Origin of the sequence: Tardiphaga robiniae (genome assembly GCF_013359755.1) — a bacterium.
Classification (GTDB): Bacteria; Pseudomonadota; Alphaproteobacteria; order Rhizobiales; family Xanthobacteraceae; genus Tardiphaga; species Tardiphaga robiniae.
Genome location: NZ_JABMCJ010000094.1, coordinates 694,903 through 719,048 on the forward strand (window position 1 = coordinate 694,903; position 24,146 = coordinate 719,048).

The window sequence follows — 24,146 nt, forward strand, 5'->3', positions numbered from 1 at the left end:
CTCTCATCCTTGGATCGTCGAAGTCATCGCGATGTCGATGTCATTCACCACCCAAAGGAGACCGATATGCTGCTCGATTCACAGTCCCAGAATTCTGACTCGTTTGCCGGTGTATTGTCTGACGCAAGTTCTACGACGGTCGCCCAGCTCCTGCTAGATGCACGGCAGGCGATTGGATCGGATGTCGGTGCGGCTCTTCGCTGCATCAAGCAGGCTGCATCGCTGCTCGAGGCGCCCTCCCAACCGTCGCCCGTCAGCCCCGCGAGGGGCGGCCTCGCACGCTGGCAGGCGGAGCGGATCAAGCGCCACATTGATTCAAATCTGGATGAGGCGATCCAAGTATCGGATCTCGCGAGTCTCGCTCGCCTGAGTTGCGGTTACTTCTCAAATGCGTTCAAGACCACCTTTGGCCAGTCTCCCCATGCCTATATCGTCTCCCGCCGTCTGACGCGTGCGATGGAGCTGATGACATCCAGCAGCAAGTCACTCTGCGAGATCGCGATCGATTGTGGCTTCTCCGATCAGGCCCACATGTGCCGCCAGTTTCGCCGCGCGACCGGGGCCAGTCCCAATGCCTGGCGCCGCAACAACATGATGATGTCCGCACTCGCAACACAGCAGTGATGCTCCTCGAGGAGTATCCAGAAGCGGGCCACGGACGCTTGCATGATCGCCCCGCCTTTGACGAATAGTTCGCATCGACGCTCCAACCGAAGATGTCTCGCCACCTCAACCACCAAGAAAGGATCGCTCAAATGTCTGCGCGCAATACGATGATGAAATCGGCCCGGAGGTGGCTCCTGGTGCCCGCGTCCGTGGCTTTCGTGATGTTGACCTCTATGGCGGAGAGCTCGGCGGCGTCAGACAAGGCCTATCGCTGGATCGGAGATCCCCGGCTCTCCACCGACATCAGCGCAGCCCGCCGTGTACAGCAGCGACGTGTCCATGCTCCCGCCCGCGCGACGGTTCCTTCCGTTGCTCCGCCGGTACGGCCGATGGATTCCTATGCGAGTGCGCCGACCAGCTATGGCTACGGCATCGGCGACAACTCCCGCAATCAGACGTGGTGAAGCGAGGTGCCGACCTAGGCCCGGTCGATCCTCGAAGCATGGTGGTCCGTGCAGCCCGGGTTGCAGAAATGCCCGGTGGTCCCGCGGCCTTGAATGGATAGGTTCCTCCCCGAACATGGTTCAGCGACGTTTCGGGGCCTTCCGACGAGCCTGAGACATCGCTGCATCGATGCAAGAGGAAGAATGACGATGTCGTCACAGGTTAAAGTCGCTGCGGTCCATGCTGCGCCGGTATTTCTCGATCGCGCGGCCACCACGGCGAAGGCGATTTCGATCATTCGCGAGGCTGCGGCCGCGGGTGCGCAGCTGATCGCATTTCCTGAAACCTATATCCCGGCGTTTCCGGTCTGGGCGGCGCTGTGGGCGCCGATCGAGAATCACGATCTGTTCGTGACGATGGCCGAACAGTCGGTCTCGATTGCAGGTCCGGAAATGGCCGCCTTGCGCAACGAGGCGCGGGCGCTTGGCGTGACGGTTTCGATGGGGATCAGCGAGAGCTCGCCGGTCAGCGTCGGCCTGATCTGGAACAGCAATGTCCTCATCGGGCCCGACGGCAGCATTCTCAACCATCATCGCAAGCTGGTGCCGACCTTCTATGAGAAGCTGATCTGGGCTGCCGGCGACGGCGCGGGCCTCCGTGTCGCCGATACGCCCGTGGGTCGTGTCGGCAATCTCATCTGTGGCGAGAATACCAATCCGCTAGCACGCTATACGCTGATGGCGCAGGCCGAGCAGATCCACATTTCGAGCTGGCCGCCAATGTGGCCGACGCGTAAGCCGAGCAGCGGCGGTAATTTCAACAATGTCGCCGCCAACCGTATTCGCGCCAGCGCGCATTCCTTCGAGGCCAAGGCCTTCGGCATCGTCACCGCCGGCTATATGGACAAGGCGATGCGCGACTTCCTGATCGCGCGGGATCCCGACGTGGTCGATGTGATCGATCGCACGCAGCGCGCGGCCAGCTTCTTCGTCGATCCCACCGGCGAAGTGCTTGGCGACATGCTGCAGGACGAGGAGGGCATCGCCTATGCCGAATTCGACCTGCGCCGCTGCATCGAGCCGAAGCAGTTCCACGACGTGGTCGGCTATTACAATCGTTTCGACGTGTTCGATCTGACCATCAATCGCAAGCGCCTGGTGCCGGCAACCTTCGTCGACAAGATCGACGACGAAGAGGTCGCGTTTGAGCCGGCCGAACGCGCGGTCTAGCGCTTCGACTGGTTCAGAACCGCATGCGGCATCATGACATGGATGCCCTTGTCGAGATTGACCAGCTGGGTGACGCGGACATCGGCGGCGAGACTGCAGAGCATATAGGCATCGTCGGGCGTCAGCGTCGTGCGTGCGACGATCATGCTGACCATCCGGCGGAGCGCGATACGCGCGGCTTCGTCGAGATCGGGATCGAAGGCCATCGAGATGAGGTGATCCTTCGTCTCGGCATAGGGCGCCTCAAGCTGCGCATTCTTGACAAGGTCGATCTTGAATGTGCCAGTGAGGCCGGTCTCCACGGCGGTGACGCAGACTTCGCCGTCGCCTTGCACGGCGTGACCGTCGCCGCAGGAGAACAGGCCGCCCTCGGCCCAGACCGGAAGATAGAGAACGCAGCCTGCGCCGAGCTCCTTGTTGTCGATATTGCCGCCGAAATGCGAGGGCATGGTCGTGCTGACCCGGCCAACCGCAGGTTTCGGCGCGGTGCCCATCACGCCGAAGAACGGCAGCGCCTTTAGCGTGATGCCCCATGGCGTCTTCACCACGCCATTGGCCCGATCAAGTCCGATATGGACGCGGCGGAAATAGTCGAAGTCGTCGGGCAGCGTGCCCATGCCGGGCTTGAAGAGTGTATAGCCCCAGTCATCCGCGAGCTGGACATCAAGGATCTCGACACGCAATGCGTCACCCGGTTGGGCGCCGCGGACGGCGACAGGCCCGGTGAGGATATGCGGCCCGAGTTCTGGCGTGACGGCATCCAGGATGGCGACAAGTTCGGGGCGGATGGTCATGCCCGCTTCTGTCGGGAGGTTCTCGCGCGTGCCGCTGACGCTTGTGATCGTGACCGTCTCGCCGGGATCGATGGTGGCGATCGGCTTCAGCGTGGCGTCGAAATAACCCCAATGAACGGTCGTCGGGCTCGGAAGCAGTGTCTGCGTCATGGAATGTCCTGTGTTCAGCCGCCGGCGGCGAAACTGTCGCTGCGCACGGCCCAGCCGGTGACGCGCGCCTCGATCAGCGAGAACACAATATACAAACCGACGCCCAATGCAGCCAGAATGAACAGGCCGGCGAACACCAGCGGCACATCGAAGCTGGACGACGCGATCATCATCAGATTGCCGATGCCGCGATTGGAGGCCACGGTCTCCGAAATCACCGTGCCGACGAAAGCCAGCGTCGCAGCCACCTTCAGGGAGGCGAAGAAGTACGGCATGGTGCGCGGCAGGCCCACATTCCACAGAATTTCCAGCTTGGTCGCGCGCAGCGTCTTCATGACGTCCTGCAATTCGGGCTCTGTCGCCGCAAGGCCGGTGGCGACGTTCACGACGATCGGGAAGATGCACATGATCATCGCGGTGAGGATCGCCGGCACGGTGCCCGCGCCGAACCACAGTACGAAGATCGGCACCACCGCGACTTTCGGGATCGACGAGAATCCCACCAGCATCGGATAGGCGACGTCATAGGCCAGCTTCGACGAGCCGATCAGCATGCCCAAGAGAATGCCGATCGCGATGCCGAAGCCGAACCCAACCATGGTTGTGTACAGCGTCTGCAGCGCATGCGGCCAGATCGCGGGGAAGCGCGTCCAGAGCGTCGCAAGCACCTGGCTCGGCCGCGGCAGCACGATGTCCGAGACATGGAACATCAGGCACAACAATTCCCACAGTACGAAGAAGCCGATGATGCAGGCGGTGGACATGACCTGGCGGCGGAGGCGTTCGCTCATGACACGATCTCCTGAACGGCGCGAGCCGCGACGATGCGCTGGCGCAGGCGCTGGGTCAGCGTGACGAAATCCGGCTCGAACGACACGTCGATGGTGCGCGGCCGCGCGAACGGCACCGCGCTGTCATCGACGATGCGGCCGGGCCGCGCCTGCATCACGCAGATGCGCGACGCCAGATAGGCGGCTTCCTTGAGGTCGTGGGTGACCAGCAGCACCGTCGGCCGCTTTTCGATCCAGAGATTTTGCATGATCTCCCATAATTCCTCGCGGGTGAATTGATCGAGCGCGCCGAATGGCTCGTCGAGCAGCAGCAAGGTCGGATCATGAATCAGCGCCCGGCACAGCGAGGCACGCTGCTGCATGCCGCCGGATAGCTGCCAGGGAAACTTGTCGCCGAAGCCGCCGAGGCCGACCTGCTTGAGCGATGCCTCGACGCGGTCGCGATATTCGGTCTTGCGCTTGGCGCGGAATGCTTCCTTGAACGGCGGCACGATCTTCAGTGGCAGCATGACATTGTCGCGGATATTCAGCCACGGCAGCAGCGTGGGGTTCTGGAACGCCATGCCGATGCGCGCTGCACCCGCGCCGATTTCGCGGCCGGCAACGAACACGTTGCCCTGGGTCGCATTCAGCGTGCCGGCCACCAGTTTCAGAATCGTCGACTTGCCGCAGCCGGACGGACCGACCAGGGCGACGAATTCGCCCTTGTCTATGCGTAGCGACGTCTCGGCCAGCGCGGTCACGGCGTTCTTCGCCGTGCCGAAGGTGACGCGCACCTTTTCGAGCTCGATCACATTGTCCACAGCGCGGGGCTTTGGGTGGGCGAGCGGTGCGTTCATGGGGTCAGGCTTTCTGCACGGAGGTGATCGCGGCCATGGTCGAGTCGGTGTTGGCCGGCATCGCCGGCGGCATCTGCTGGATCGCATGCACCGATTGCCCGGTGCCGCGGGCTTCCTCCTGCAAGATCCGGTCCTTCATCGCGAAGCGGCCGCGCACGATGGTATGGATCGGCAGTGCCGAGGCCTTGCGGCCATGCCACGGCGAAATCTTCGCGCGCGACTGGATCATCGCGTCGTCGACGGTCCATTCGCGCTTGAGGTCGACGATGGCGATATCGGCATCGGACCCCACCGTCAGCGTACCCTTGCGTGGATACAGGCCCCAGATTTTGGCGGGGCTCTCGGCGCTCCAGCGCACGTAGTCGTTGATGGTGGCGCGGCCCTTGTTGATCTCGGTCAGCATCAGCGGCATCTGGGTCTCGACGCCGGGAAAGCCGCAGTCGACCGTCCAGATGTCCGGCCGGGTCTTCTCGTCCGGTGCATGTGGCGCATGGTCGGTGGCGATCATGTCGATCGTGCCATCCATCAGCGCGTTCCACAGCGGCTGCTGGTTGGGCTTCTCGCGCACCGGCGGATTGACGCGCACGACGCCGCCGAATTTTTCGTAATCGGTCTCCGACAGCAGCAGATATTGCGGGCAGGTCTCGCCGGTAATGTCGACGCCCCGCGCCTTGGCTTCGGCCAGCGGCTGCAATTCGGCAGCGGAGGAAATGTGCAGCACGTGGATGCGCGCACCGGTCCATTCGGCGAGGATCGCCGCGCGAGCGACGGCCTCGACGGCGACGACGGCGGGCCGTGCTGCCAGATGCGCGATCGGCTCGATGCGTCCGCTGGCACGCAGCCGCGCTTCGCGGCGCTCCATGATGGAATTGGTCTCGGCATGCAGCGAGATGCGCTTGCCGGTCGGGGCCACCACTTCGAAGGCTTCGAGCATCGCGCCGGTGGTCGGCGAGGGGATGCGGCCGAAAGTGTTGCCCATATAGAGCTTGAAGCCGATCACGCCGCCATCGATCAGCGCGTCGACATGTTCGATGCTGTCTTCGCCCAGCACCGCATAGAGCCCGTAGTCGACATAGGCTTTTGAGGAGGCGATCCTGTGCTTGTCGGCCAGTGCTTCCGCATTGTTGATGGTGGGCAGCGTGTTGGGCATGTCGAACACGGTGGTGACACCGCCAAAGGCCGCCGCGGCAGTGCCGCTGGCAAAGTCTTCCTTCTGCGGATAGCCGGGATCGCGGAAATGCACGTGCACGTCGATGGCGCCGGGCAGAATATGAAGGCCCGTGGCGTCGAGTATCTGCGTCGCCGGCGGCATCGCCTCCGGCGCGCCGATAGCGTGGATCACGCCGTCCTTGATGGCGATGCTGGCTTTGTAGCTTGCATCGGGCGATACGATGGTGCCGCCATTGATGACCAGATCGACCTTGTCGCTCATGTTAGCCCCCTCGCTCACAGCATGGCCCAACCGCCATCGACCGGCAGGTCGACGCCGGTAATCTGGCGCGAGACGTCGCTGGCCAGAAACAGGCAGGCATTGGCGACGTCGGCATCGACGGTGACGCGGCGCAGCGCGTAGTCCATGGCGTGGCGCTCGGCGGCTTCTTGTTCGGTGATGCCGAGCTTCAGCGCCATGTCGCGGCAGACCTTGTCGCGAAAGCGCGGGCCATCGACCATGCCCGGCGCCACACAATTGACGTTGATGTTGTGCGGGCCGACCTCGAGCGCGAAGCTCTTGGTGATGCCGCGCAGACCCCATTTCGAGGCCGAGTAGGCCATGCGGCCGGCGCGGCCGCGCATGCCGAAGGTGCCGCCAACATTGACGATCTTGCCGTAGCGCTGATCGATCATGGTCGGCAGTGCCGCGCGCATGGAGTGGAAGCAACCGTTCATATTGAGCGTGACGATCTCGTCGAACTCCTCCGGCGTGGTTTGCACCCCCGTTTTGCCGATCGGGCCGGAGCCGCCGGCGACATTGACAAGAATGTCGATGCGCCCGCCGAACGCCGCCTTGGTCTTCTCCGCCGCGGCCTCGCATTGCTCGGACTTCGTGAGATCGCAGGGAATGACGATCACCTCGCCGCCCTTGGCTTTCACGTCGGCGGCAACCGGCTCGATCGCCGAGGTATCGCGGCCCAGCAGCGCCAGCTTGCAGCCTTGTTCGGCAAAGGCGTGGGTGATGGAGGCGCCCATACCCTTGGCGGGGCCTGTGATCATGACGACGCGGTTTTCGAGGGAGAGTTTCATGGTGTTATCTTTCTTGGGTCGTTTGCTCTGGCCCCTCGACGTGATTGCAAGGAGCGAAGGCGACGCGGCAATCCAGAAGCCACGAACGGAAGAAGACTGGATTGTTTCGCCCAACGAATTGGCTTCGCCAATTCGCCAGGGCTCGCAATGACGGTTGAGAGGTGATGATGCTGAGGGGCCGGTTCGTCGTTACATCGCGGCCTTGATGGCCGTTGGGCGATCGGCCAGCGGCGGCATGAAGCTGCGGTCGAATACGTCGCCGACCTTCGGCGTGCGTGGCAGTTCCTTGGCGCTGACGAGAATATCGATCGCCTTGCTCATGCGCTCGTCGCTGATGTCGCCATGGCCGATCTTTGAAATTTCCGGCGAAGTCATTTCGTCGGACAGCGTGGCTTCCAGGCGCGCGCGTTCGATGTCCGGCTTGATCAGCGGTTCGCGCTTTTGCACCGCCTCGATGGCGGCTTTGGGATCGGCCATGGCATCCTTGACGCCGCGGTTGAGCGCCTTGAGGAAGCCCTTCACGGCGTCAGGGTTTTCCTTGGCAAACTTGCGCGAGACAATGATGGCGTTGGAATACAGATCCATGCCGTAGTCCCCGAACTTGATGAAGCGAATCTCTTTTTCAGGATCGATGCCGATCAGCCTGGCGCTGAAGCGGATGGTGGTGATGTAGCCGAACACGCCATCGACCTGATCCTTCATCAGCATCTGTTCGCGCAGATTCGGCTGCATGTTGGTAACCTCGACCTTGCTGCAGTCGATCTTGGTCGCCGCGCAGAGCGCCGGGAATAGCTTCAGCGCGCCGTCGTTGGCCGCACCGCCGAGCTTGCGTCCAACGAAATCGGCGGGGGTCTTGATTGGGCTGTCGGCTTTCACCGCCACCGTGAAGGGCGGGCGGTTGTACATCTGGTAGACGCCGATCGGCGCTTCGTCCGGCTTCCTGGCGGCAAGTTCGATCAGCGCATTGATGTCGCCGAACCCCATGTCATAGGCCCCGTTGGCGACCTGCGGCACCGCCGCACCAGAGCCGTTACCCTGGTCGAAACTGACGTCGAGGCCTTCAGCTTTGAAGTAGCCGCGATCCTGCGCCAGGAAGAACATGCCCTGCGGACCTTCATACTTCCAGTTCAGGACCATCTTGATCTTGGTGTCGGCCTGCGCGGCGACAAACGATCCGGCCGTCACGATCAGTGTCAGGGCAAGCGTCTGCAATCCACGAAATGCATGGCGTCCGGTCATCGGTGTGTTCCTGTTGAGAAGAGTGACACGATCGGCCGGTGGGGTGTCTCTGCCTGCGGCCGCCCTCAGGAACAAGTTAAGCCTATCCGAGTGCGCTTATCTGCTGCTATCTTTTTGCTTAAGCGGTGCAAAAAAGGCCTCACCGGAATCGTCCAGATAACGCGTTGTTCGGGCCGGCGCTTGCAGAACCGCGAGGCGCAGGCACGTCAGCAGCATCCGCAAAAGCTTGCGGCAATCACGCCGTCGAGCGCGGCGAGGGCCCCAGCCAGGTTCTGGCCAGAGGGCAGGCCGGCGCGCATCTGAGCCAGAATCTCCTGCCGCGCGGCCGTGAAGTCGATCCCGGTGACATGCCCATCGCGTACGATCGTGTGGCCTGCGACGATCACCTCCCGGATATGGCGCGCGGTTGCCCGCGAGAACAGGAGATTGATCGGGTCGAGATCGCTGCGCAGCGCGTCGTCGTTGAGGGCGTTCCAGTCCAGCAGCAGCATGTCCGCATCGGCGCGGTCGCGCAGGCCGCCGTCGCTGGCGATATTGGTGACGGCGAAGCGGCCGTTGCTTACGCTCTCATGCAGCGCCCGGTGGCGGGTCACGACTTGATCGAAACCGCTGCCGGAATGAAGCAGATGTGACAATCGGAGCTCGCGCAGTGCATCGTTGTCGTCGTCGAACGCTTTGCCGTCGATGCCGAGGGCGATCCGGCATCCGGCGGTCCACATCCGGGTCATGGGAGCCAGGCCCGAATGCAGATGCAGGTTGGAGCTGGTATTGACCGAAATGACGACGCCCCGTTCGGCCAGGAGTTCGAGTTCATCGGGCCGGGCCCAGACGCAATGTGCAAGCGTCAGCCGTGGGGACAGCAGACCGATCTCGTCCAGCATGCGGACTATGCCGCCAGGATAATTGGCGTCACACCACTGGCGTTGATACTTGGTCTCGAGCAGATGCATGTGGACACGGCGGCCGGTCCGTACCGAGGCTTCGGCGATCGCCTGCAACAGCGCGTCGCTGCACCACTGCACGCCATTGGGACCATATTGCACATCGAATGTCGGGCCATCGGCGGCGGAGACAATCTCGTCCACTAGCGTCATGTAATCGCGCGGTGACAGCGGCGGACGCGTGAAGCGCTGCGCGATCTCCGCCCGAACGTCCGGCGGCAGCGCTGCTAGCACAGGTTCCGAGGGACCGTAGACCAAAGGATTGCGATCTCTCATTGCCACGGCGAGGCCGGTGCGCACGCCGACATCGCGTGCCGCGCGCGATACCTCGGCCAGTTCGGTCGGCAGATCAGTGAAGCCCTGCACGCGGGTGTAATGGTTCATGACGATACCGGCACCGCCCAGCGCGCTGCTGGCGAACGCGACGCAGGCCGCTACATAGGGATCGACCGCAGGAAACAATGCAAGATAGTGGATCCAGGACTCCAGCGGCTTGGCGTCGGCGCCGATGGAGCTGGTGCGGACCGCGCGGCCGTGGTCGTGGGCATTGACCAAAGCGGGCAGCGCCATGATCGGCTCTGCTGCTTCAGTTGTCCGCGCGATCGACTGGATCTTGCCGTCGTGCAGCGCGATCACCTGCGCGCCGGGCATCGGCCCGTCCGGGCCAAGCACATGAGCGCAGGTGATGCGACGCGGCGCGCCGGTGGAGCGAGCCGTTGTCATTACGGCGCGATGGTCGGGGGCATCCGGTCGGGCTTGGCCGGCAGGAACGTATCGTTGAACACGTCGTCGGGCTTCGGTGTTCGCGGCAGTTCGAACGAGGTGACGATGGTGGAGATCGCTGAAGTCAGGCGCTTCTGATCGAGCTCGCCGAGGCCCAGATCCCCGACCTCTGGCGTGTTGATGAAGTTGTTGTAAACGTAGGTCAGGCGCCGCTTCTCGATATCCTTCTTGATCAGCGGTTCCTCGGTGGCGAGCAGGTCGATGGCGGCGTCCGGTGCCTGGACGGTTTCCTTGATCGAGCGGTTAATGGCGCGCAGCAGACCTTTCACCGCCTCCGGATGTTCCTTCAGCAGCTTCTGCGACACCATTACGCCGTTGGAATAGAGGTCGAGGCCGGAGTCAGAATAAAAATTCCAGCGGAAGTCCTTGTCGGGATCGACCTTGAGCGACACCAGGTTGAGATAGCTGGTGGCCGCGAACACCGCGATTGAATCCACTTGGCCCTGCAGCAGCATTTGTTCCTGCAAGGCCGGCGAAACCTGCAAAATGCTGATCTTGCTGTAATCGATGCCGTTCTGCTTGGCGAGCAGCGGCAGTAATTTCAGCGACGCACTGCCGGAAGGCGAGGCAAGCTTGGATCCCTCGAGATTCTTGAGAGTTTTGATCGGTCCATCCGCCTTGCTGAGCAGCGCGAACGGCGTCTTGTTATAGATCATGTAGACCATCACCGGTGCATCGTCCGGCTTGGTGGCGGCGTTCTGAATGATGGCGTTGATATCGCCGAAGCCGGCATCATAAGCGCCCGACATGATCCGCGTAACGGTCGCCGCCGAGCCTTCGCCCTGATCGATCGTCACGTCGAGATTTTCATCTTTGAAGTACCCTTTGGCCTTCGCCCAGTAGTACCACGCATGCAGACCCTGGATTTTCCAGTCGAGGGTAAACTTGATCTTGGTTGGCCCGGCAGCCTGGGCAAGAGTGAAGGTTCCTGCGGCTACGCCCAAGGCTAATACGAGCGTCAGTAATCCACGAAGTGCCCGGCGTTCGGTCATCGATGCTTTCCTGTTGCGAAACGTGACATGATTGGTCGGTGGGCGACGTCGCTCTCGCGACTATCTTCCTGTGTGAATCAGGATAGGCCTATTCGAGTGGTCACATCTGCTGCTATCTTTTCCAGTGACCGGTGTGAAAAAGGCATCACTTGAGAAGCGAGGGGCAATGAGGCATCTGAGGTTGCTGACCCATGTGGTCGAAGTGGCCCGCACCGGCTCGATCCGCCGCGCCGCGGAACTGCTCAACTTGACGCCTTCCGCGATGAACCGGCGCATTCAGGACCTCGAAGCCGAAATCGGCACGCCTTTGTTCGAGCGCCGGCCGCGGGGCGTGAAGCTGACCACCGCCGGCGAGATGTTCGTGCGCTACGCGCGCAGCCAGATTGCCGATGCCGAGCGGATGAGATCGCAGGTCGAGGATCTCAGAGGTCTGCGGCGCGGTCCGATCCAGATCGCCTGCAGCCAGGCGCTGGCGCTGGATTTTCTGGCGCTGCGCGTCGCTGCGTTCCAGAAGAAGCATCCGAAAGTGGTGTTCGACCTCAAGGTGATGGATCACGAGCGCGCGCTGGCCGCGCTGGCGGCTTACGACGTCGATCTCGCTCTGGTGCATCGTCCGGCGATGTGGCCGTCACTGCGCGTCATCGCCAGCCTTCCCCAGCGTCTTGTGGTGATCACCCGCTCGGATCATCCGCTGGCAGCCAAGAAGATGCTGCGCCTCTCCGATTGTGTCGATTATCCCGCAGCCCTGCCAGATCGGACTTTGAGCGGCCGCCAGATTCTCGATGAGGTCACGACCCGGCGCGATCTGCGCCTCAACATGCTCGCGGAATCAAACTCCTTCGAGATGCTGCGCGGGCTGGTGTTCCGCTGCAACATGATCTCGTTCCAGATCGAGATCGGAGCCCCCACCGGGAACCTCGGCATGGGGCTGGTCGGCCGCCCGATCGATACCCGCGATGTGCCCACCGCCGATCTAGTGCTGTGCCAGCTGCGCGGTCGCACACTACCGGTAGCCGCGGCGACTTTCGCGGAAATCCTGATGAAGAGCCTGAGCGAGATGCGGGCAGGCACTTAGCTCTTTTGCGGTGCAAAATATCCTTCCTTGGGCGGGCCGGATGCCTTATTGGCAGGCCTCAATCCCTGTCTCGTGAGCCCGTAGTTCCCATGATCCGCCTCGACAATATCAGCAAGCAGAACGGTCATCAGATCGTCTTCATCGAAGCCGCCGGCGCGCTGCTGAAGGGTGAGAAGATCGGTCTGGTTGGGCCCAACGGTTCCGGCAAGACGACCCTGTTCCGCATGGTCACCGGCCGCGAACTGCCCGACGAGGGGCAAGTGGTGGTCGAGCGCGGCGTCACCATCGGCTATTTCAGCCAGGATGTCGGCGAAATGGCGGGCCATAGCGCGGTTGCCGAGGTGATGGAGGGCGCCGGCCCCGTCAGCGTGGTCGCGACCGAACTGAAGGAACTGGAAACGGCCATGGCCGATCCGGACCAGGCCGACAATATGGACACAATCATCGAGCGCTACGGTGAGGTCCAGGCCCGCTTCGAGGAACTCGACGGTTATGCGCTGGAAGGCCGCGCCCGCGAAGTACTCGCCGGTCTCTCATTCACGCAGGAAATGATGGACGGCGATGTCGGCAAACTGTCTGGCGGCTGGAAGATGCGCGTCGCGCTGGCACGCATTCTGTTGATGCGCCCCGACGTGATGCTGCTCGACGAACCCTCGAACCATCTCGACCTCGAAAGCCTGATCTGGCTCGAAGGGTTCCTGAAGGGCTACGAGGGCGCGCTACTCATGACCTCGCATGACCGCGAATTCATGAACCGCATCGTCACCAAGATCATGGAGATCGATGCGGGCTCGCTGACGTCCTATTCCGGCGATTACGAATTCTACGAAGCGCAGCGCGCCATGAACGAGAAGCAGCAGCAGGCGCAATTCGAGCGCCAGCAGGCGATGCTGGCCAAGGAAATCAAGTTCATCGAACGCTTCAAGGCCCGCGCCTCGCATGCCGCGCAGGTGCAGAGCCGCGTCAAGAAGCTCGACAAGATCGAGCGCGTCGAGCCGCCGAAGCGCCGCGAGGTCGTGTCATTCGACTTCCTGCCGGCGCCGCGTTCGGGCGAAGACGTCGTCAGCCTGAAGAACATCCACAAGGCCTATGGCAGCCGTACCATCTATGAAGGGCTGGACTTCTCGGTGCGTCGTAAAGAACGCTGGGCGGTGATGGGTATCAACGGCGCCGGCAAGTCGACACTGTTGAAGCTCGTGACCGGCGCGGCCGAGCCGGACAACGGCAACGTCACCATCGGCGGCAGCGTCAAGCTCGGTTACTTCGCGCAGCACGCGATGGATCTGCTGGATGGCGAGCGCACGATCTTCCAGAATCTCGAAGACTCATTCCCGCAGGCCGGGCAGGGTACGCTGCGTGCGCTCGCCGGCTGCTTCGGCTTCTCCGGTGACGATGTCGAGAAGCGCTGCCGCGTGTTGTCAGGCGGCGAGAAGGCGCGTCTGGTGATGGCCAAGATGCTGTTCGATCCGCCGAATTTCCTGGTGCTCGACGAGCCGACCAACCATCTGGACATGGCCACCAAGGAAATGCTGATCAAGGCGCTCGGCGATTACGAAGGCACCATGCTGTTCGTGTCGCATGACCGCCACTTCCTCGCGGCGCTGTCGAACCGCGTGCTCGAACTGACCCCGGACGGCATCCAGCAATATGGCGGCGGCTATACTGAATATGTCGAACGTACCGGCCAGGAAGCGCCGGGTTTGCATCCGAATTAAGCGCGCCTGTTTCCTTCGCCCCGCCCGGCGAAGCGAAGCTTCGCTAGGCGGGAGAGGTTAAGCAAGTTCAGCCCGTCAGCGCGGACACCGAGACGCCGCGCTTCACCACGCTGCGCATCGCGAAGCTTGAATGCAGCCGCGCCACGCCGGGCATCCGCGAGAGGTGCTGCTTGTGGATGCGCTCATAGTCTTCCATGTCGCGCGCCTGCACATGGACGAGATAGTCGTCATTGCCCGACATCAGGTAGCACGACACGACATCCGGGCATTTGGCGATCTCGCGCTCGAAGGCGGACAGCGCATCCTCGCTCTGCTTGTCGAGCGTGATGTGGACGTGGACCGTCATCATGTAGCCGAGCTCGGATGCGTCGATCTCGGCGGCATAGCCTTTGATCACGCCCTTCTTTTCCAGGGCCGTGAGACGCCGGGTACAGGCGGTGGGTGACAGGCCGACTTTCTCTGCCAGTGCCATCTGGCTGATCCGGGCATCCCGGACAACCTCGCGAAGGATCTTCCGGTCGGTCGAATCGAGGTCGCTTGCCATGGTTCTCGCCAAAGTTTTGCAGGATTTCTCTACAGGGACGTAAATTTACGCCGATAATCACCGTTTATGACCGTAGCAGCGGCCGGAATCGCCGTAAAGCGCCATGCGGAAGGTGAGATACTGCCGTTGCGATCATTCGTAGCGGGGGATGTGATGCTGGCACCTTGGACAGGCGGAACGGGCACGCGGCATGCGAGCGCGGTGCTGACCATCGATCTCGAAGCCATCTCACGCAATTACCGGCTATTGGCCGAGCGGGTCGGCCCCGGCGTCACCTGCGCCGGCGTAGTGAAGGCCGACGCCTATGGCCTCGGCGCTGATCGTGTCGCGCCGGCACTCTATCGGGCCGGCTGCCGCACCTTCTTCGTGGCGCATCTCGACGAAGGGCTGGATCTCCAGACCCATCTGGCCCGCGACGTTACGATCTACGTGCTCAACGGTCTGCCCTCGGGCAGCGAGCGTGACTGCGCGGAAGCCGGCATCATTCCGGTGCTCAATTCGCGCGAACAGCTTGAGGCCTGGTCGGATCAGGCGCGGCAACGCGGCCGGATTCTGCCCGCGGTCGTTCAGGTCGATAGCGGCATGTCGCGACTGGGCATGTCGCCGCGTGAGGTCGCCGAACTCTCGGGCAAGGACACCTCAGTTCTCGATATCCAGATGGTGATGAGCCATCTCGCTTGTGCCGACATGCCGGAGCATCCGGCCAATGCGCACCAGCTCGCCGCGTTTCAGGCGCTCGCGAAACGCTTCCCTGCTGCGCGACAATCTCTGGCCAATTCGTCCGGCATTTTCCTTGGGCGCAACTATCATCATGACCTCGTCCGCCCCGGCGCCGCGCTCTACGGGCTCAATCCCCATCCCGCGCAAAGCAATCCGATGCTGCCAGTGGTTCGGCTCACCGCGCAGGTGCTCCAGATGCGCGAGGTCGCAGCCGGCGCCCATGTCGGCTATGGCTGGACTTTCCGGGCGACGAAGCCGACGCGGTTGGCGACATTGGCCATTGGTTACGCCGACGGATTGCAGCGCGCCTTCGGCAATGGCGGCGCGGTCTATTTCCGCGGGCGGAGGCTGGCGGTTGCCGGGCGCGTCTCGATGGACTCGCTGACCGTCGATCTCGGCGATCTACCACCCGGCATGTTGGCACGGGGCTCGCAAGTGGAGATCATCGGTGGGCATCAGTCGCTCGATGCGCTGGCCGCAACCGCGGGCACGATTGGCTACGAAATGCTGACCTCGCTGGGTCAGCGCTATGAGAGAATTTACTCGGATGAGATCGATGTGCGGTGGACCGCCCGGTCTGGAGGCACGGTGCGATGAAGGTTCTGGTTCTTGGCGCGGGCGTGATCGGTGTCACCACGTCCTATTATCTGGCCAAGGCAGGCCACGAGGTGACGGTGATCGACCGGCAGCCCGGCGCCGCGCTGGAGACCTCGTTCGGCAATGCCGGCGAAGTCTCGCCCGGCTACGCCTCGCCCTGGGCTGGCCCTGGCGTGCCGAAGAAGGCGCTCGGCTGGATCATGGACAAATACGGCCCACTGGTGGTGCGGCCACAGGCCGATCCGCACCAGTGGCGCTGGATGCTGCAGATGCTGCGCAACTGCACGAGCGCGCGCTACGCGCTGAACAAGTCGCGGATGGTCGGCATTGCCGAATACAGCCGCGACCAGCTGCGCGCACTGCGCGCCGAGACCGGCATCACCTATGACGATCGCAGCCAGGGCACGCTGCAACTGTTTCGCAAGCAGTCGCAGCTCGATGCCACCGGCGGCGATATCGACGTGCTCAAGCAATATGGCGTGCCGTATCAGGTGCTCGATCGTGCCGGCTGCGTGAAATATGAGCCCGGCCTCGCCGGCGTGCAGGATCTGTTCGTCGGCGGTTTGCGTCTGCCCGAGGATGAGACCGGTGACTGTCATCTGTTCACCCAGCGGCTGGAAAAGCTCGCGGCCGGACTTGGGGTGAAATTCGTCTACGAGACGACCATCAAGTCGGTGGATGTGACGGGTGGCCGCGTCGCGCAGGTGACGACCGACAAGGGCGTCTTCACCGCAGATAGTTACGTGATGGCGCTTGGCAGCTTCTCGCCGCTGCTGTTGCGACCGCTCGGTATCGATGCGCCGGTCTATCCGGTAAAGGGTTATTCGCTCACTGTGCCGATCACCGATGAGAGCGTTGCGCCGCAGTCGACGATCATGGACGAAAGCTACAAAGTGGCAATCACGCGCCTTGGTGACCGCATCCGCGTCGGCGGCACCGCTGAAGTCGGCAATTATCACCCGGTGCCGACCGCCCCGCGCCGTATGCCGCTCGACAAGTCGGTGACCGATTTGTTTCCGACCGCCGGCGATCTCTCACGCTCGACCTTCTGGAGCGGCTTGCGCCCGATGACACCGGATGGTCCGCCGATCGTCGGCCCGACGCATCTCGGCAATCTCCATCTCAACACCGGCCACGGCACGCTCGGCTGGACCATGGCCTGCGGCACCGCCCGCGTGCTGTCCGACCAGATCTCCGGCAAGGCGCCGGAGCTGGACGTCAAGGATCTGGCGATCAGCCGCTATAGCTGAAGCAACGCTCTTTCTTAACCTCTCCCCGCATTGCGGGGAGAGGGAGCTTACCTAGCGCAGTCTCCCACTTTCGCATTGCGACGATTCTAGCCGCATGCGTGCCATGCTTCCGTCCACGCCCATTTACATCCCCGCCATTTCCGTTTTCAGTTGCTGAAAACAATTGGGGGAAACATGAGCGGTCAAACTGCGTCGGTGCATCGCGCGTCGGCTGACGCCATTGAGGCTGATTACATCATCGTCGGCGCCGGCTCGGCCGGTTGCGTGCTGGCCAATCGCCTCTCGGCCTCGGGCAAATATTCGGTGCTGCTGCTGGAAGCCGGGCCGAAGGATCGCAATATCTGGATTCACATTCCGCTCGGTTACGGCAAGCTGTTCAAGGAAAAGACCGTCAACTGGATGTACCAGACCGAGCCCGAACCGGGCCTCGATGGACGCTCGGTCTTCCAACCGCGAGGCAAGGTGCTCGGCGGCTCCAGCTCTATCAACGGTCTGCTCTATGTGCGCGGCCAGCATGAGGACTACGATCGCTGGCGCCAGCTCGGGAATACCGGCTGGGGCTATGACGACGTGCTGCCCTATTTCAAGAAGGCGGAAAATCAGACGCGTGGGCCGAGCGAGTATCACGGCGTTGGCGGCCCGCTGCCGGTGTCGGACTCGCGCTGCCCCGATCCGCTGTCGGAAGCTTTCATCGCTGCAGCTGCCGAGACGGGCATTCCGGTGAATAATGACTTCAACGGCGCGAGGCAGGAAGGCGCCGGCTGGTTCCAGACCACGACGAAGGGCGGCCGCCGCGCCTCGACAGCGCGGGCCTATCTGCGCCCGGCACAGAAGCAGGGCAAGGTCCGCGTCGAAACCGAAGCGCTGGCCCAGCGTATCCTGTTCGAAGGCAAGCGCGCGGTGGGCATCGAATTCAAGCAGCATGGCGTGGTGCGCAAGGCGCGCGCCCGCAAGGAAGTGCTGGTGTCGAGTGGCGCCTATAATTCACCGCAACTGCTGCAGCTCTCCGGCGTCGGTCCCGCCGATCTGCTCAAGGAACACGGCATCGAGGTCCTTCTTGATGCCCCCGGCGTCGGCAGTGATCTGCAGGATCACATGCAGGTCCGCATGGTGATGGAATGCCCGCAGAAGATCACGCTCAATGACTTCGTCAATCATCCCGTTCGCCGGGCGATGATGGGTCTGCAGTATGCCGCGTTCCGCACCGGTCCGCTGACCTATGCTGCCGGCACCACCGGGGCCTTCTTCAAGACCGATCCGCGCATGGCGTCTCCGGATATCCAGATCCACTTCCTGCCGTTCTCCACCGACAAGATGGGCGAGAAACTGCATCCGTTTTCCGGCTTCTCGGCGTCGGTCTGTCAGCTGCGCCCGGAAAGCCGCGGCTCGCTGCGCATCAAGAGCGCTGATCCCTCGGTGCCGCCGGCGATCCGCATCAACTATCTGGCGACCGAAACGGATCGTACGGCGAATGTCGAAGGCCTGAAAATCCTGCGTAAGATGCTGAACGCGCCGGCGATGAAGCCATTCGTGACCAAGGAGGTCGAGCCTGGTCCGGGCACGGTGACCGACGAGCAATGGCTCGCCTATTGCCGCCAGCGCGGCAGCACGGTCTATCATCCGACTTCGACGTGCCGGATGGGCAATGATGCGAAAGCGGTGGTCGATCAGCGCCTGCGCGTGCGTGGGCTGGAAGGTCTGCGCGTGATCGATGCATCGATCATGCCGGACCTGATGTCGGGTAACACCAACGCGCCGGTGATCATGATCGCCGAGAAGGCGTCGGATATGATCCTAGAGGATGCGCGGTAGCTCCAGTTGCGAGCTCCAGCGCTACAGTTCGTCGGACATCCGATAGGCGGCTGTCTGGCCGCGGAACTGGCCGGGCGTCATGTTGGTCGCCCGGCGGAAGGCGCGGGTAAAATTGGCTTGAGATGAAAAGCCCGCGGTATAGGCGACATCGACGATTGGTCGATACAGATCCGCCAGCATTTGTTTCGCCAGTGTCAGCCGCCGTTCGCTGACGAACTGATGCGGTGTGAGACCGGTTCGGACCTTGAACACCCGCGCGAAATGCGCCGGGCTGAGACAGGCCGTGCGGGCCATATCGGCGACCGCGAATTCGCGCGAGATGTTGGCGTCAACGAATTCGATTACCCGCGCCAGCCGCCGTTGATCCAATGGCTTGTCGGATGATGGTGGCGGCTTCAGCGGAATCGCGTTCGCCGCATATTTGTGAACGAGATGTGCGGACAATGCACTGCTGAGTGTTTCAATCAGCAGTCGGCCGGCGGAGGTCTCCGTATTCAGCTCCTGCAGGATCAGCTCGGCGACCTGTTCGATGAATGGATCATGATCGACGCTCTCATAGCGCAAGGTCATACGTGATGGATCGATTTCCAGATCCTGCAGAAGCGTGTCCTCAAAGGGCTGGCCGGGAAGATAGATATGCAGGCAGTCCGCGACCGGTTCGGAGACGTTGATATATTCTTCGCGAATGCCGGCGGGGCAGAGCCAGATGGTGCCGCGATGGCCCGACGTCCGTTGCCGCATACCGCCGCCCTGACGCTCCACGACCGAGTTGCCGCGCAGGAACATGGCAATCTCGGTATCTCGTGGCAGCACCGAGGGTAGATCGCCGGCCCGATGGCTCCAGCGCTCCGCGAGCAGATGGGGCCAATTCCGGTCCTGAGACCCATCGATGAGATGTCCGGTGACATACTTTTCCGCGCCGTGGCCTGCAATCGTCATAGCCAACCCCCACTCGCTGAAATGATCGTCGCTTAACATTCAATTCCTGTGCCATGGGCGCGGGGCGGAACCCGCCGCGTGGTCAGCAGGATTTGCAAACAGAACAGCAGGCTCGGAAAAGCCAACAGCCCGTCAGCTCAGCATGCTCGGCATCGACCCAGATCGGTAGCCAGCGGAGGCCAGCTTGACCCAGATAACCGTAATTGGTGCATGCCCCCATGATTGCCCCGACACCTGCTCCATGATCACGACGGTCGAAGATGGCCGTGCCGTGTCCGTGCGGGGCAATCCGGATCACCCGTTCACGCAAGGTCGGCTCTGCGTGAAGGTCAACGATTATCAGGAGCGCGTCTATAGCGACCAGCGCATTCTCTATCCGATGCGGCGCTCGGGGCCGAAGGGCAGTGGCCAGTTTACGCGCATCTCATGGGGTGCCGCGCTGTCCGAGATCGCCGGCAAATGGAAGACGATCATCGCTGAGGACGGCGCCAAGGCGATCCTGCCGTGCAGCTATCTTGGCACCCAGGGCATCATCAACGGCCTCAATGTCGGCGATCCCCTGTTCAACAAGCTCGGCGCCACGGTGGCCGAACGTACGTTCTGCGATTCCGGCGCCTGTACTGCCTATCTGATGACGATAGGCCATACGCCGGGTACCGATCCGGAGAGCTTCGTCCATTCCAAATACATCATCCTCTGGGCCTGCAACACGCTCAGCACCAACTCGCATCACTGGCCTTATATCAAGCAGGCGATGAAGAACGGCGCCAAGCTTGTGGTCATCGATCCCGTGCGGACGCGGACCGCGCAGCAGGCGGACTGGCACATCGCTATAAGGCCGGGGACAGACGCGGCGCTGGCGCTGGGCCTCATCCACGTCATCACCACCGAGGGGCTGATCGATCGCGATTACGTCGACAACTATTCGATCGGCTATGACGAGCTGGCCGAACGTGCCGCGATTTACACGCCCGACTACGTGTCTGGAATCACCGGGATCGCGGCGGACGACATCCGCACGCTGGCGCGTGAATATGCCACCACGCCGCCCGCGGTAATCCGCATCGGCGTCGCCGTCGAGCGACATGCCGGCGGAGGCCAGACCGTGCGCGCGATCTCATGTCTGCCCGCGCTGATCGGTGCCTGGCGTCACGTCGGCGGCGGTCTGCTGCAGCTGCCGATCTGGGCGTTTCCGGTGAAATGGGACGTGCTGATGCGCCCGGACCTACAAGGAGAGGATCTGCGCATCGTGAATCTGTGGCAACTCGGCCCGGTGCTCACCGGCGAGCTTGGTTTCGATCCACCGATCAAGTCGCTGTGCGTCTACAATGCCAATCCGATGGCCATGGTCACAGAGCAGGGCAAGATCGAGGCTGGCCTGGCGCGTGAGGATCTGTTTACCGTCGTCAGCGAACACTTCATGACCGACACCGCGCGCTTTGCCGATATCGTGTTGCCGGCGACGACGCAGCTCGAACAGAAGGATCTGATGTTCTCCTGGGGGCATCTTTATCTGTCCTACAACAACCAGGCGATCGAACCCCTCGGTGAAGCCGTATCGAACACCGAGCTGTTTCGCAGGCTCGCCGCCGCCATGGGCATCGACGATCCGTCGTTCTTCCGCAGCGATGACGAGATGATTGCGGATTCGATGGACTGGACCAGTCCCGTGCTGGAAAACATCACCATCGAGCAACTGAAGCAAACCGGCTATGCGCGCTTGAAAGTCGAGGGATCCGATACATACGCGCCACATCGCGAAGGCAATTTTTTCACGCCGTCAGGCAAATGCGAATTCAAGTCCTCGATTGCCGCCGGCGGAAATTTCGTCGTGCCGCTGTTCAGGCAGGGCTATGGTGGCCAACAGTCCGGCGAGCCGGTCGATCCGTTGCCGTCCTATATTCCACCACGAGAATCGCCGCAGACCAATCCCGAGCTGGCGAAGAGATATCCGCTCAGCCTGATCTCGCCGAAGAGCCACGCATTCTTGAATTCCAATTTCGGCAATATGCCGAAGCAGCTCCATCATGCCGGCGAGCAGGCCGTACTGCTGCATCCCGACGATGCTGCAGTACGTGGCATCGAAGCGGGCGCGCCGATCCGTGTCTATAACGATCGCGGCTCGTTCGAGGCGCTCGTCACCATCTCGGCGGATGTGAAGCCCGGCGTGGTGGTGGCACCGAGCGGCTATTGGCAACGCTCGACCCGCAAGAGTGCAACGGTGCATGCGCTGACTTCGCCGGCGATGGCCGATCTCGGACGTGCGCCGACCTTCTCCGACATCCTGGTGCAGGTATCGACGGCGTAAGAAGGCGGGCTACCCCGCCTTCTTCACCCACACTTTGTTATCGTGAAACGCAGCCCCACCGTAAGGCGCCACGGCTTCGCCGCCGGTCAGCATATTGATGCCATGGCCGCCGATATGCGCCTTGTTGGGGTGCACCGATTCCGCAATCAACACACCGCGCCGCAGGCCCTCGAAGATACGCGCGGTCAGTGTCGTCTCGCCGCGCATGTTGCCGAGTGTCACGGCATCGCCATCGGCAATGCCGAGCCTCGCCGCGTCGACGGGGTGCATCATCACACTGGGTGCACCCTCGCGGGCCTGCGATGATGGCGTCTCGTTGAACGAGGTGTTGAGGAATGAGCGCGACGGGCTGGTGGCCAGACGAAACGGATGCGCCTCATCGACCTGTTCGATCGCCGCCCAGTGGTCGGGGAATGACGGCATCTCGTCCCACGCCCCCATCAGGCCGGCATTGGGCATCGGCACTTTCGACCAGTCGGCCTTGAAGTGGAATTTGCCGTCGGCATGGGCGAAACCGTCGAGATAATGCGAGGTGCGGAAATCCGGCTGGATATCGCGCCATTTGTCGGCCTCCAGCCCTTCGATGCCACCGCGGCCGCTGACTTGCAGCGTCTCGTCGATGATGTCGCGCGGATGCATATCGAACGCGCGGTGTTTCGCGCCGAGGCGGGTGGCGATGCCCTGCAGAGCGTCGTGGTTCGAGCGGCATTCTTCCGGCGCATCGATCAGCTTGGCTCCGACCGAGATGTGCTGGTTGCCGCCGGCGTAATAGAGATCGTCGTGCTCCATGAACATGGTCGCCGGTAGCACGATGTCGGCCATCATGGCGGTCTCGGTCATGAACTGCTCATGCACCGCGACGAACAGGTCCTCGCGGGTAAAGCCCTGCCGCACCAAGGCCTGTTCCGGCGCCACCGTCATCGGATTGGTGTTCTGGATCAGCATCGCCTTGACCGGCGGGCCGTTGTGCAAGGCCTCCGCATCGCCGGTGAGGATGCGGCCGATCTTCGATTGATCAAGACGCCGAACGCTCTCGTCGAGCAAGTCGAGGCCCTCGATCAGCGTCTTGTCGAATTTCCAGATCGCGGCATTGTTGAAGAAAGCGCCGCCACCTTCATATTGCCAGGCGCCGATAACGGTGGGCACGCACAGCGCTGCATGCATCTGCGCGGCTCCGTTGCGGCTGCGGGTGAAGCCGTAGCCGAGGCGGAAATAGCTGCGCTTGTTTTCGCCGACGAGATGCGCGAAGGCTTCGATTTCCGCAGCCGGCACGCCACAAATGGTGGAGGCCCATTGCGGCGTGCGCGCCGCCAGATGCGCCTCGAACTCGGGCGAGTGGTCGGTATATTTGGCGAGATAGTCGCGATCAGTCAGGCCGTCGCGGAACAGCACATGCATCACGCCGGCGGCGAAGGCGCCGTCTGTACCTGGCCGCAGTAGGATCTTGATGTCGGCCTGCTTCATGGTGTCGTTATCGTAGATATCGACGACGGCAAGCTTGGTGCCGCGCTCTTTCCGGGCGCGGGAGACGTGGGTCATCACATTGACCTGCGTCGAGACGGGGTTGGTACCCCAGATCACGATCAGGTCCGACTTCGCCATCTCGCGCGGATCGACGCCGGCGACCTTGCCGGTGCCGGCGGCAAAGCCAGCCCAGGCAATGGTTGCGCAGATCGTCGAGTAAAAGCGCGAATATTTCTTTACATTGGCGAGGCGGTTGATGCCGTCGCGCATCACCAGACCCATGGTGCCGGCATAGTAATAGGGAAACACGGACTCCGCGCCAAAGTCGCGCTCGGCCTCGTTGAACCTCAAAGCGATCTCGTCGAGCGCCTCGTCCCAGCTGATGCGGGTGAAATGGCCGGAGCCCTTCGGGCCGGTGCGGCGCATCGGATACATCAGCCGCTCGGGATGATGGATGCGCTCGGCATAGCGCGCGACCTTCGCGCAGACCACGCCGGCGGTATAGCTTTGCTCCTTGGAGCCGCGGACCCGGCCGATGGTGTTCCCGCCGATCACCTCGATATCGAGGGCGCAGGCGGAGGGGCAATCATGCGGACAAGTGGAGTGCTTGATGTCGATCTTGGCTTGAACGTTCATGCAGCCAAGCTAGCCAAAAGTTTACTGGAGGAAAAGC

At 62.4% G+C, this 24,146-nt stretch carries 20 protein-coding genes; 9 read left to right on the top strand and 11 right to left on the bottom strand.

All coding sequences use genetic code 11. From position 1 onward, the window contains the following. Window positions 1-66 precede the first annotated feature (66 nt). From HP556_RS29595 to HP556_RS29605, 3 genes are all read left to right on the top strand, one after another. Window positions 67-624, top strand: coding sequence for a helix-turn-helix domain-containing protein (locus HP556_RS29595; protein WP_175369536.1), 558 nt, complete (start codon window positions 67-69; stop codon window positions 622-624). A gap of 131 nt (window positions 625-755) precedes the next feature. Further along, the gene (locus HP556_RS29600; protein WP_175369537.1) at window positions 756-1,070 is read left to right on the top strand and encodes a hypothetical protein; all 315 of its coding nucleotides are present in this window, start codon (window positions 756-758) and stop codon (window positions 1,068-1,070) included. 189 nt (window positions 1,071-1,259) lie between these two features. Next, window positions 1,260-2,279, top strand: a complete 1,020-nt coding sequence (locus tag HP556_RS29605) for a carbon-nitrogen hydrolase family protein (RefSeq protein WP_175369538.1) — start codon at window positions 1,260-1,262, stop codon at window positions 2,277-2,279. Here the strand turns inward: HP556_RS29605 and HP556_RS29610 are convergent. From HP556_RS29610 to HP556_RS29645, 8 genes are all read right to left on the bottom strand, one after another. Beyond that, window positions 2,276-3,223, bottom strand: a complete 948-nt coding sequence (locus HP556_RS29610; RefSeq protein ID WP_175369539.1) for an acetamidase/formamidase family protein — start codon at window positions 3,221-3,223, stop codon at window positions 2,276-2,278. The two genes, HP556_RS29605 and HP556_RS29610, sit on opposite strands and share 4 nt — an antisense overlap. 14 nt (window positions 3,224-3,237) lie before the next feature. After that, on the bottom strand, window positions 3,238-4,014 hold the full coding sequence (locus HP556_RS29615) for an ABC transporter permease (RefSeq protein WP_175369540.1): 777 nt from the start codon (window positions 4,012-4,014) through the stop codon (window positions 3,238-3,240). Beyond that, the gene (locus HP556_RS29620; RefSeq protein ID WP_175369541.1) at window positions 4,011-4,853 is read right to left on the bottom strand and encodes an ABC transporter ATP-binding protein; all 843 of its coding nucleotides are present in this window, start codon (window positions 4,851-4,853) and stop codon (window positions 4,011-4,013) included. Before HP556_RS29620 ends, HP556_RS29615 begins: the two co-directional genes overlap by 4 nt. Before the next feature lie 4 nt (window positions 4,854-4,857). Then, window positions 4,858-6,285: an allantoinase AllB gene (gene allB, locus HP556_RS29625; RefSeq protein ID WP_175369542.1), complete on the bottom strand. Its 1,428-nt coding sequence runs from the start codon at window positions 6,283-6,285 to the stop codon at window positions 4,858-4,860. 14 nt (window positions 6,286-6,299) lie between these two features. After that, a complete protein-coding gene (locus HP556_RS29630) occupies window positions 6,300-7,094 on the bottom strand; it encodes an SDR family NAD(P)-dependent oxidoreductase (RefSeq protein ID WP_175369543.1) in 795 nt (264 codons plus the stop codon). 189 nt (window positions 7,095-7,283) lie between these two features. Next, window positions 7,284-8,333, bottom strand: coding sequence for an ABC transporter substrate-binding protein (locus HP556_RS29635; RefSeq protein WP_175369544.1), 1,050 nt, complete (start codon window positions 8,331-8,333; stop codon window positions 7,284-7,286). 206 nt (window positions 8,334-8,539) lie between these two features. Then, window positions 8,540-9,997 carry an amidohydrolase family protein gene (locus HP556_RS29640; protein ID WP_175369545.1) on the bottom strand — a complete coding sequence of 486 codons (1,458 nt, stop codon included), beginning with the start codon at window positions 9,995-9,997 and terminating at the stop codon, window positions 8,540-8,542. Next, entirely contained in the window at window positions 9,997-11,049 is a 1,053-nt protein-coding gene (locus HP556_RS29645; RefSeq protein WP_175369546.1) for an ABC transporter substrate-binding protein, read from the bottom strand. Before HP556_RS29645 ends, HP556_RS29640 begins: the two co-directional genes overlap by 1 nt. 166 nt (window positions 11,050-11,215) lie before the next feature. On the opposite strand from HP556_RS29645, the gene HP556_RS29650 reads away from it, so the two are divergent. Both HP556_RS29650 and HP556_RS29655 read left to right on the top strand, forming a co-directional pair. Further along, a complete protein-coding gene (locus HP556_RS29650) occupies window positions 11,216-12,124 on the top strand; it encodes a LysR family transcriptional regulator (protein WP_175369547.1) in 909 nt (302 codons plus the stop codon). An 89-nt stretch (window positions 12,125-12,213) separates the two neighbouring features. Continuing rightward, complete coding sequence (locus HP556_RS29655; RefSeq protein WP_175369548.1) at window positions 12,214-13,839, top strand: ABC-F family ATP-binding cassette domain-containing protein; 1,626 nt, start codon at window positions 12,214-12,216, stop codon at window positions 13,837-13,839. Between the two features lie 67 nt (window positions 13,840-13,906). On the opposite strand, the gene HP556_RS29660 is transcribed toward HP556_RS29655, so the two are convergent. Next, window positions 13,907-14,383: an Lrp/AsnC family transcriptional regulator gene (locus HP556_RS29660; protein ID WP_068737711.1), complete on the bottom strand. Its 477-nt coding sequence runs from the start codon at window positions 14,381-14,383 to the stop codon at window positions 13,907-13,909. Between the two features lie 153 nt (window positions 14,384-14,536). Here HP556_RS29660 and alr point away from each other — a divergent pair, with 153 nt between their 5' ends. From alr to HP556_RS29675, 3 genes are all read left to right on the top strand, one after another. Continuing rightward, the gene (alr, locus tag HP556_RS29665; protein ID WP_175369549.1) at window positions 14,537-15,700 is read left to right on the top strand and encodes an alanine racemase; all 1,164 of its coding nucleotides are present in this window, start codon (window positions 14,537-14,539) and stop codon (window positions 15,698-15,700) included. Then, window positions 15,697-16,950, top strand: coding sequence for a D-amino acid dehydrogenase (locus HP556_RS29670; protein ID WP_175369550.1), 1,254 nt, complete (start codon window positions 15,697-15,699; stop codon window positions 16,948-16,950). Before alr ends, HP556_RS29670 begins: the two co-directional genes overlap by 4 nt. A gap of 174 nt (window positions 16,951-17,124) precedes the next feature. Then, window positions 17,125-18,762 (top strand): GMC family oxidoreductase, encoded by a 1,638-nt coding sequence (locus HP556_RS29675; RefSeq protein ID WP_175369551.1) that lies wholly within the window; start codon window positions 17,125-17,127, stop codon window positions 18,760-18,762. A gap of 21 nt (window positions 18,763-18,783) precedes the next feature. Here HP556_RS29675 and HP556_RS29680 read toward each other — a convergent pair whose 3' ends face one another. Further along, on the bottom strand, window positions 18,784-19,701 hold the full coding sequence (locus tag HP556_RS29680) for a helix-turn-helix domain-containing protein (RefSeq protein ID WP_116659374.1): 918 nt from the start codon (window positions 19,699-19,701) through the stop codon (window positions 18,784-18,786). 184 nt (window positions 19,702-19,885) lie between these two features. On the opposite strand from HP556_RS29680, the gene HP556_RS29685 reads away from it, so the two are divergent. Next, complete coding sequence (locus HP556_RS29685) at window positions 19,886-22,009, top strand: molybdopterin-containing oxidoreductase family protein (RefSeq protein ID WP_120287878.1); 2,124 nt, start codon at window positions 19,886-19,888, stop codon at window positions 22,007-22,009. A gap of 9 nt (window positions 22,010-22,018) precedes the next feature. On the opposite strand, the gene HP556_RS29690 is transcribed toward HP556_RS29685, so the two are convergent. Continuing rightward, complete coding sequence (locus HP556_RS29690) at window positions 22,019-24,109, bottom strand: molybdopterin-containing oxidoreductase family protein (protein WP_175369552.1); 2,091 nt, start codon at window positions 24,107-24,109, stop codon at window positions 22,019-22,021. Window positions 24,110-24,146 lie beyond the last annotated feature (37 nt).

Bases quoted from the DNA above. Each gene is read 5' to 3' on its own strand.
- HP556_RS29600 (WP_175369537.1), top strand. From the start codon at position 756: ATGTCTGCGCGCAATACGATGATGAAATCGGCCCGGAGGTGGCTCCTG.
- HP556_RS29645 (WP_175369546.1), bottom strand. From the start codon at position 11,049: ATGACCGAACGCCGGGCACTTCGTGGATTACTGACGCTCGTATTAGCC.
- HP556_RS29640 (WP_175369545.1), bottom strand. From the start codon at position 9,997: ATGACAACGGCTCGCTCCACCGGCGCGCCGCGTCGCATCACCTGCGCT.
- HP556_RS29675 (WP_175369551.1), top strand. From the start codon at position 17,125: ATGAGCGGTCAAACTGCGTCGGTGCATCGCGCGTCGGCTGACGCCATT.
- alr (WP_175369549.1), top strand. From the start codon at position 14,537: ATGCTGGCACCTTGGACAGGCGGAACGGGCACGCGGCATGCGAGCGCG.
- HP556_RS29620 (WP_175369541.1), bottom strand. From the start codon at position 4,853: ATGAACGCACCGCTCGCCCACCCAAAGCCCCGCGCTGTGGACAATGTG.
- HP556_RS29650 (WP_175369547.1), top strand. From the start codon at position 11,216: ATGAGGCATCTGAGGTTGCTGACCCATGTGGTCGAAGTGGCCCGCACC.
- HP556_RS29595 (WP_175369536.1), top strand. From the start codon at position 67: ATGCTGCTCGATTCACAGTCCCAGAATTCTGACTCGTTTGCCGGTGTA.
- HP556_RS29680 (WP_116659374.1), bottom strand. From the start codon at position 19,701: ATGACGATTGCAGGCCACGGCGCGGAAAAGTATGTCACCGGACATCTC.
- HP556_RS29660 (WP_068737711.1), bottom strand. From the start codon at position 14,383: ATGGCAAGCGACCTCGATTCGACCGACCGGAAGATCCTTCGCGAGGTT.
- HP556_RS29615 (WP_175369540.1), bottom strand. From the start codon at position 4,014: ATGAGCGAACGCCTCCGCCGCCAGGTCATGTCCACCGCCTGCATCATC.
- HP556_RS29670 (WP_175369550.1), top strand. From the start codon at position 15,697: ATGAAGGTTCTGGTTCTTGGCGCGGGCGTGATCGGTGTCACCACGTCC.
- HP556_RS29605 (WP_175369538.1), top strand. From the start codon at position 1,260: ATGTCGTCACAGGTTAAAGTCGCTGCGGTCCATGCTGCGCCGGTATTT.
- HP556_RS29690 (WP_175369552.1), bottom strand. From the start codon at position 24,109: ATGAACGTTCAAGCCAAGATCGACATCAAGCACTCCACTTGTCCGCAT.
- HP556_RS29630 (WP_175369543.1), bottom strand. From the start codon at position 7,094: ATGAAACTCTCCCTCGAAAACCGCGTCGTCATGATCACAGGCCCCGCC.
- HP556_RS29635 (WP_175369544.1), bottom strand. From the start codon at position 8,333: ATGACCGGACGCCATGCATTTCGTGGATTGCAGACGCTTGCCCTGACA.
- HP556_RS29655 (WP_175369548.1), top strand. From the start codon at position 12,214: ATGATCCGCCTCGACAATATCAGCAAGCAGAACGGTCATCAGATCGTC.
- HP556_RS29610 (WP_175369539.1), bottom strand. From the start codon at position 3,223: ATGACGCAGACACTGCTTCCGAGCCCGACGACCGTTCATTGGGGTTAT.
- allB (WP_175369542.1), bottom strand. From the start codon at position 6,285: ATGAGCGACAAGGTCGATCTGGTCATCAATGGCGGCACCATCGTATCG.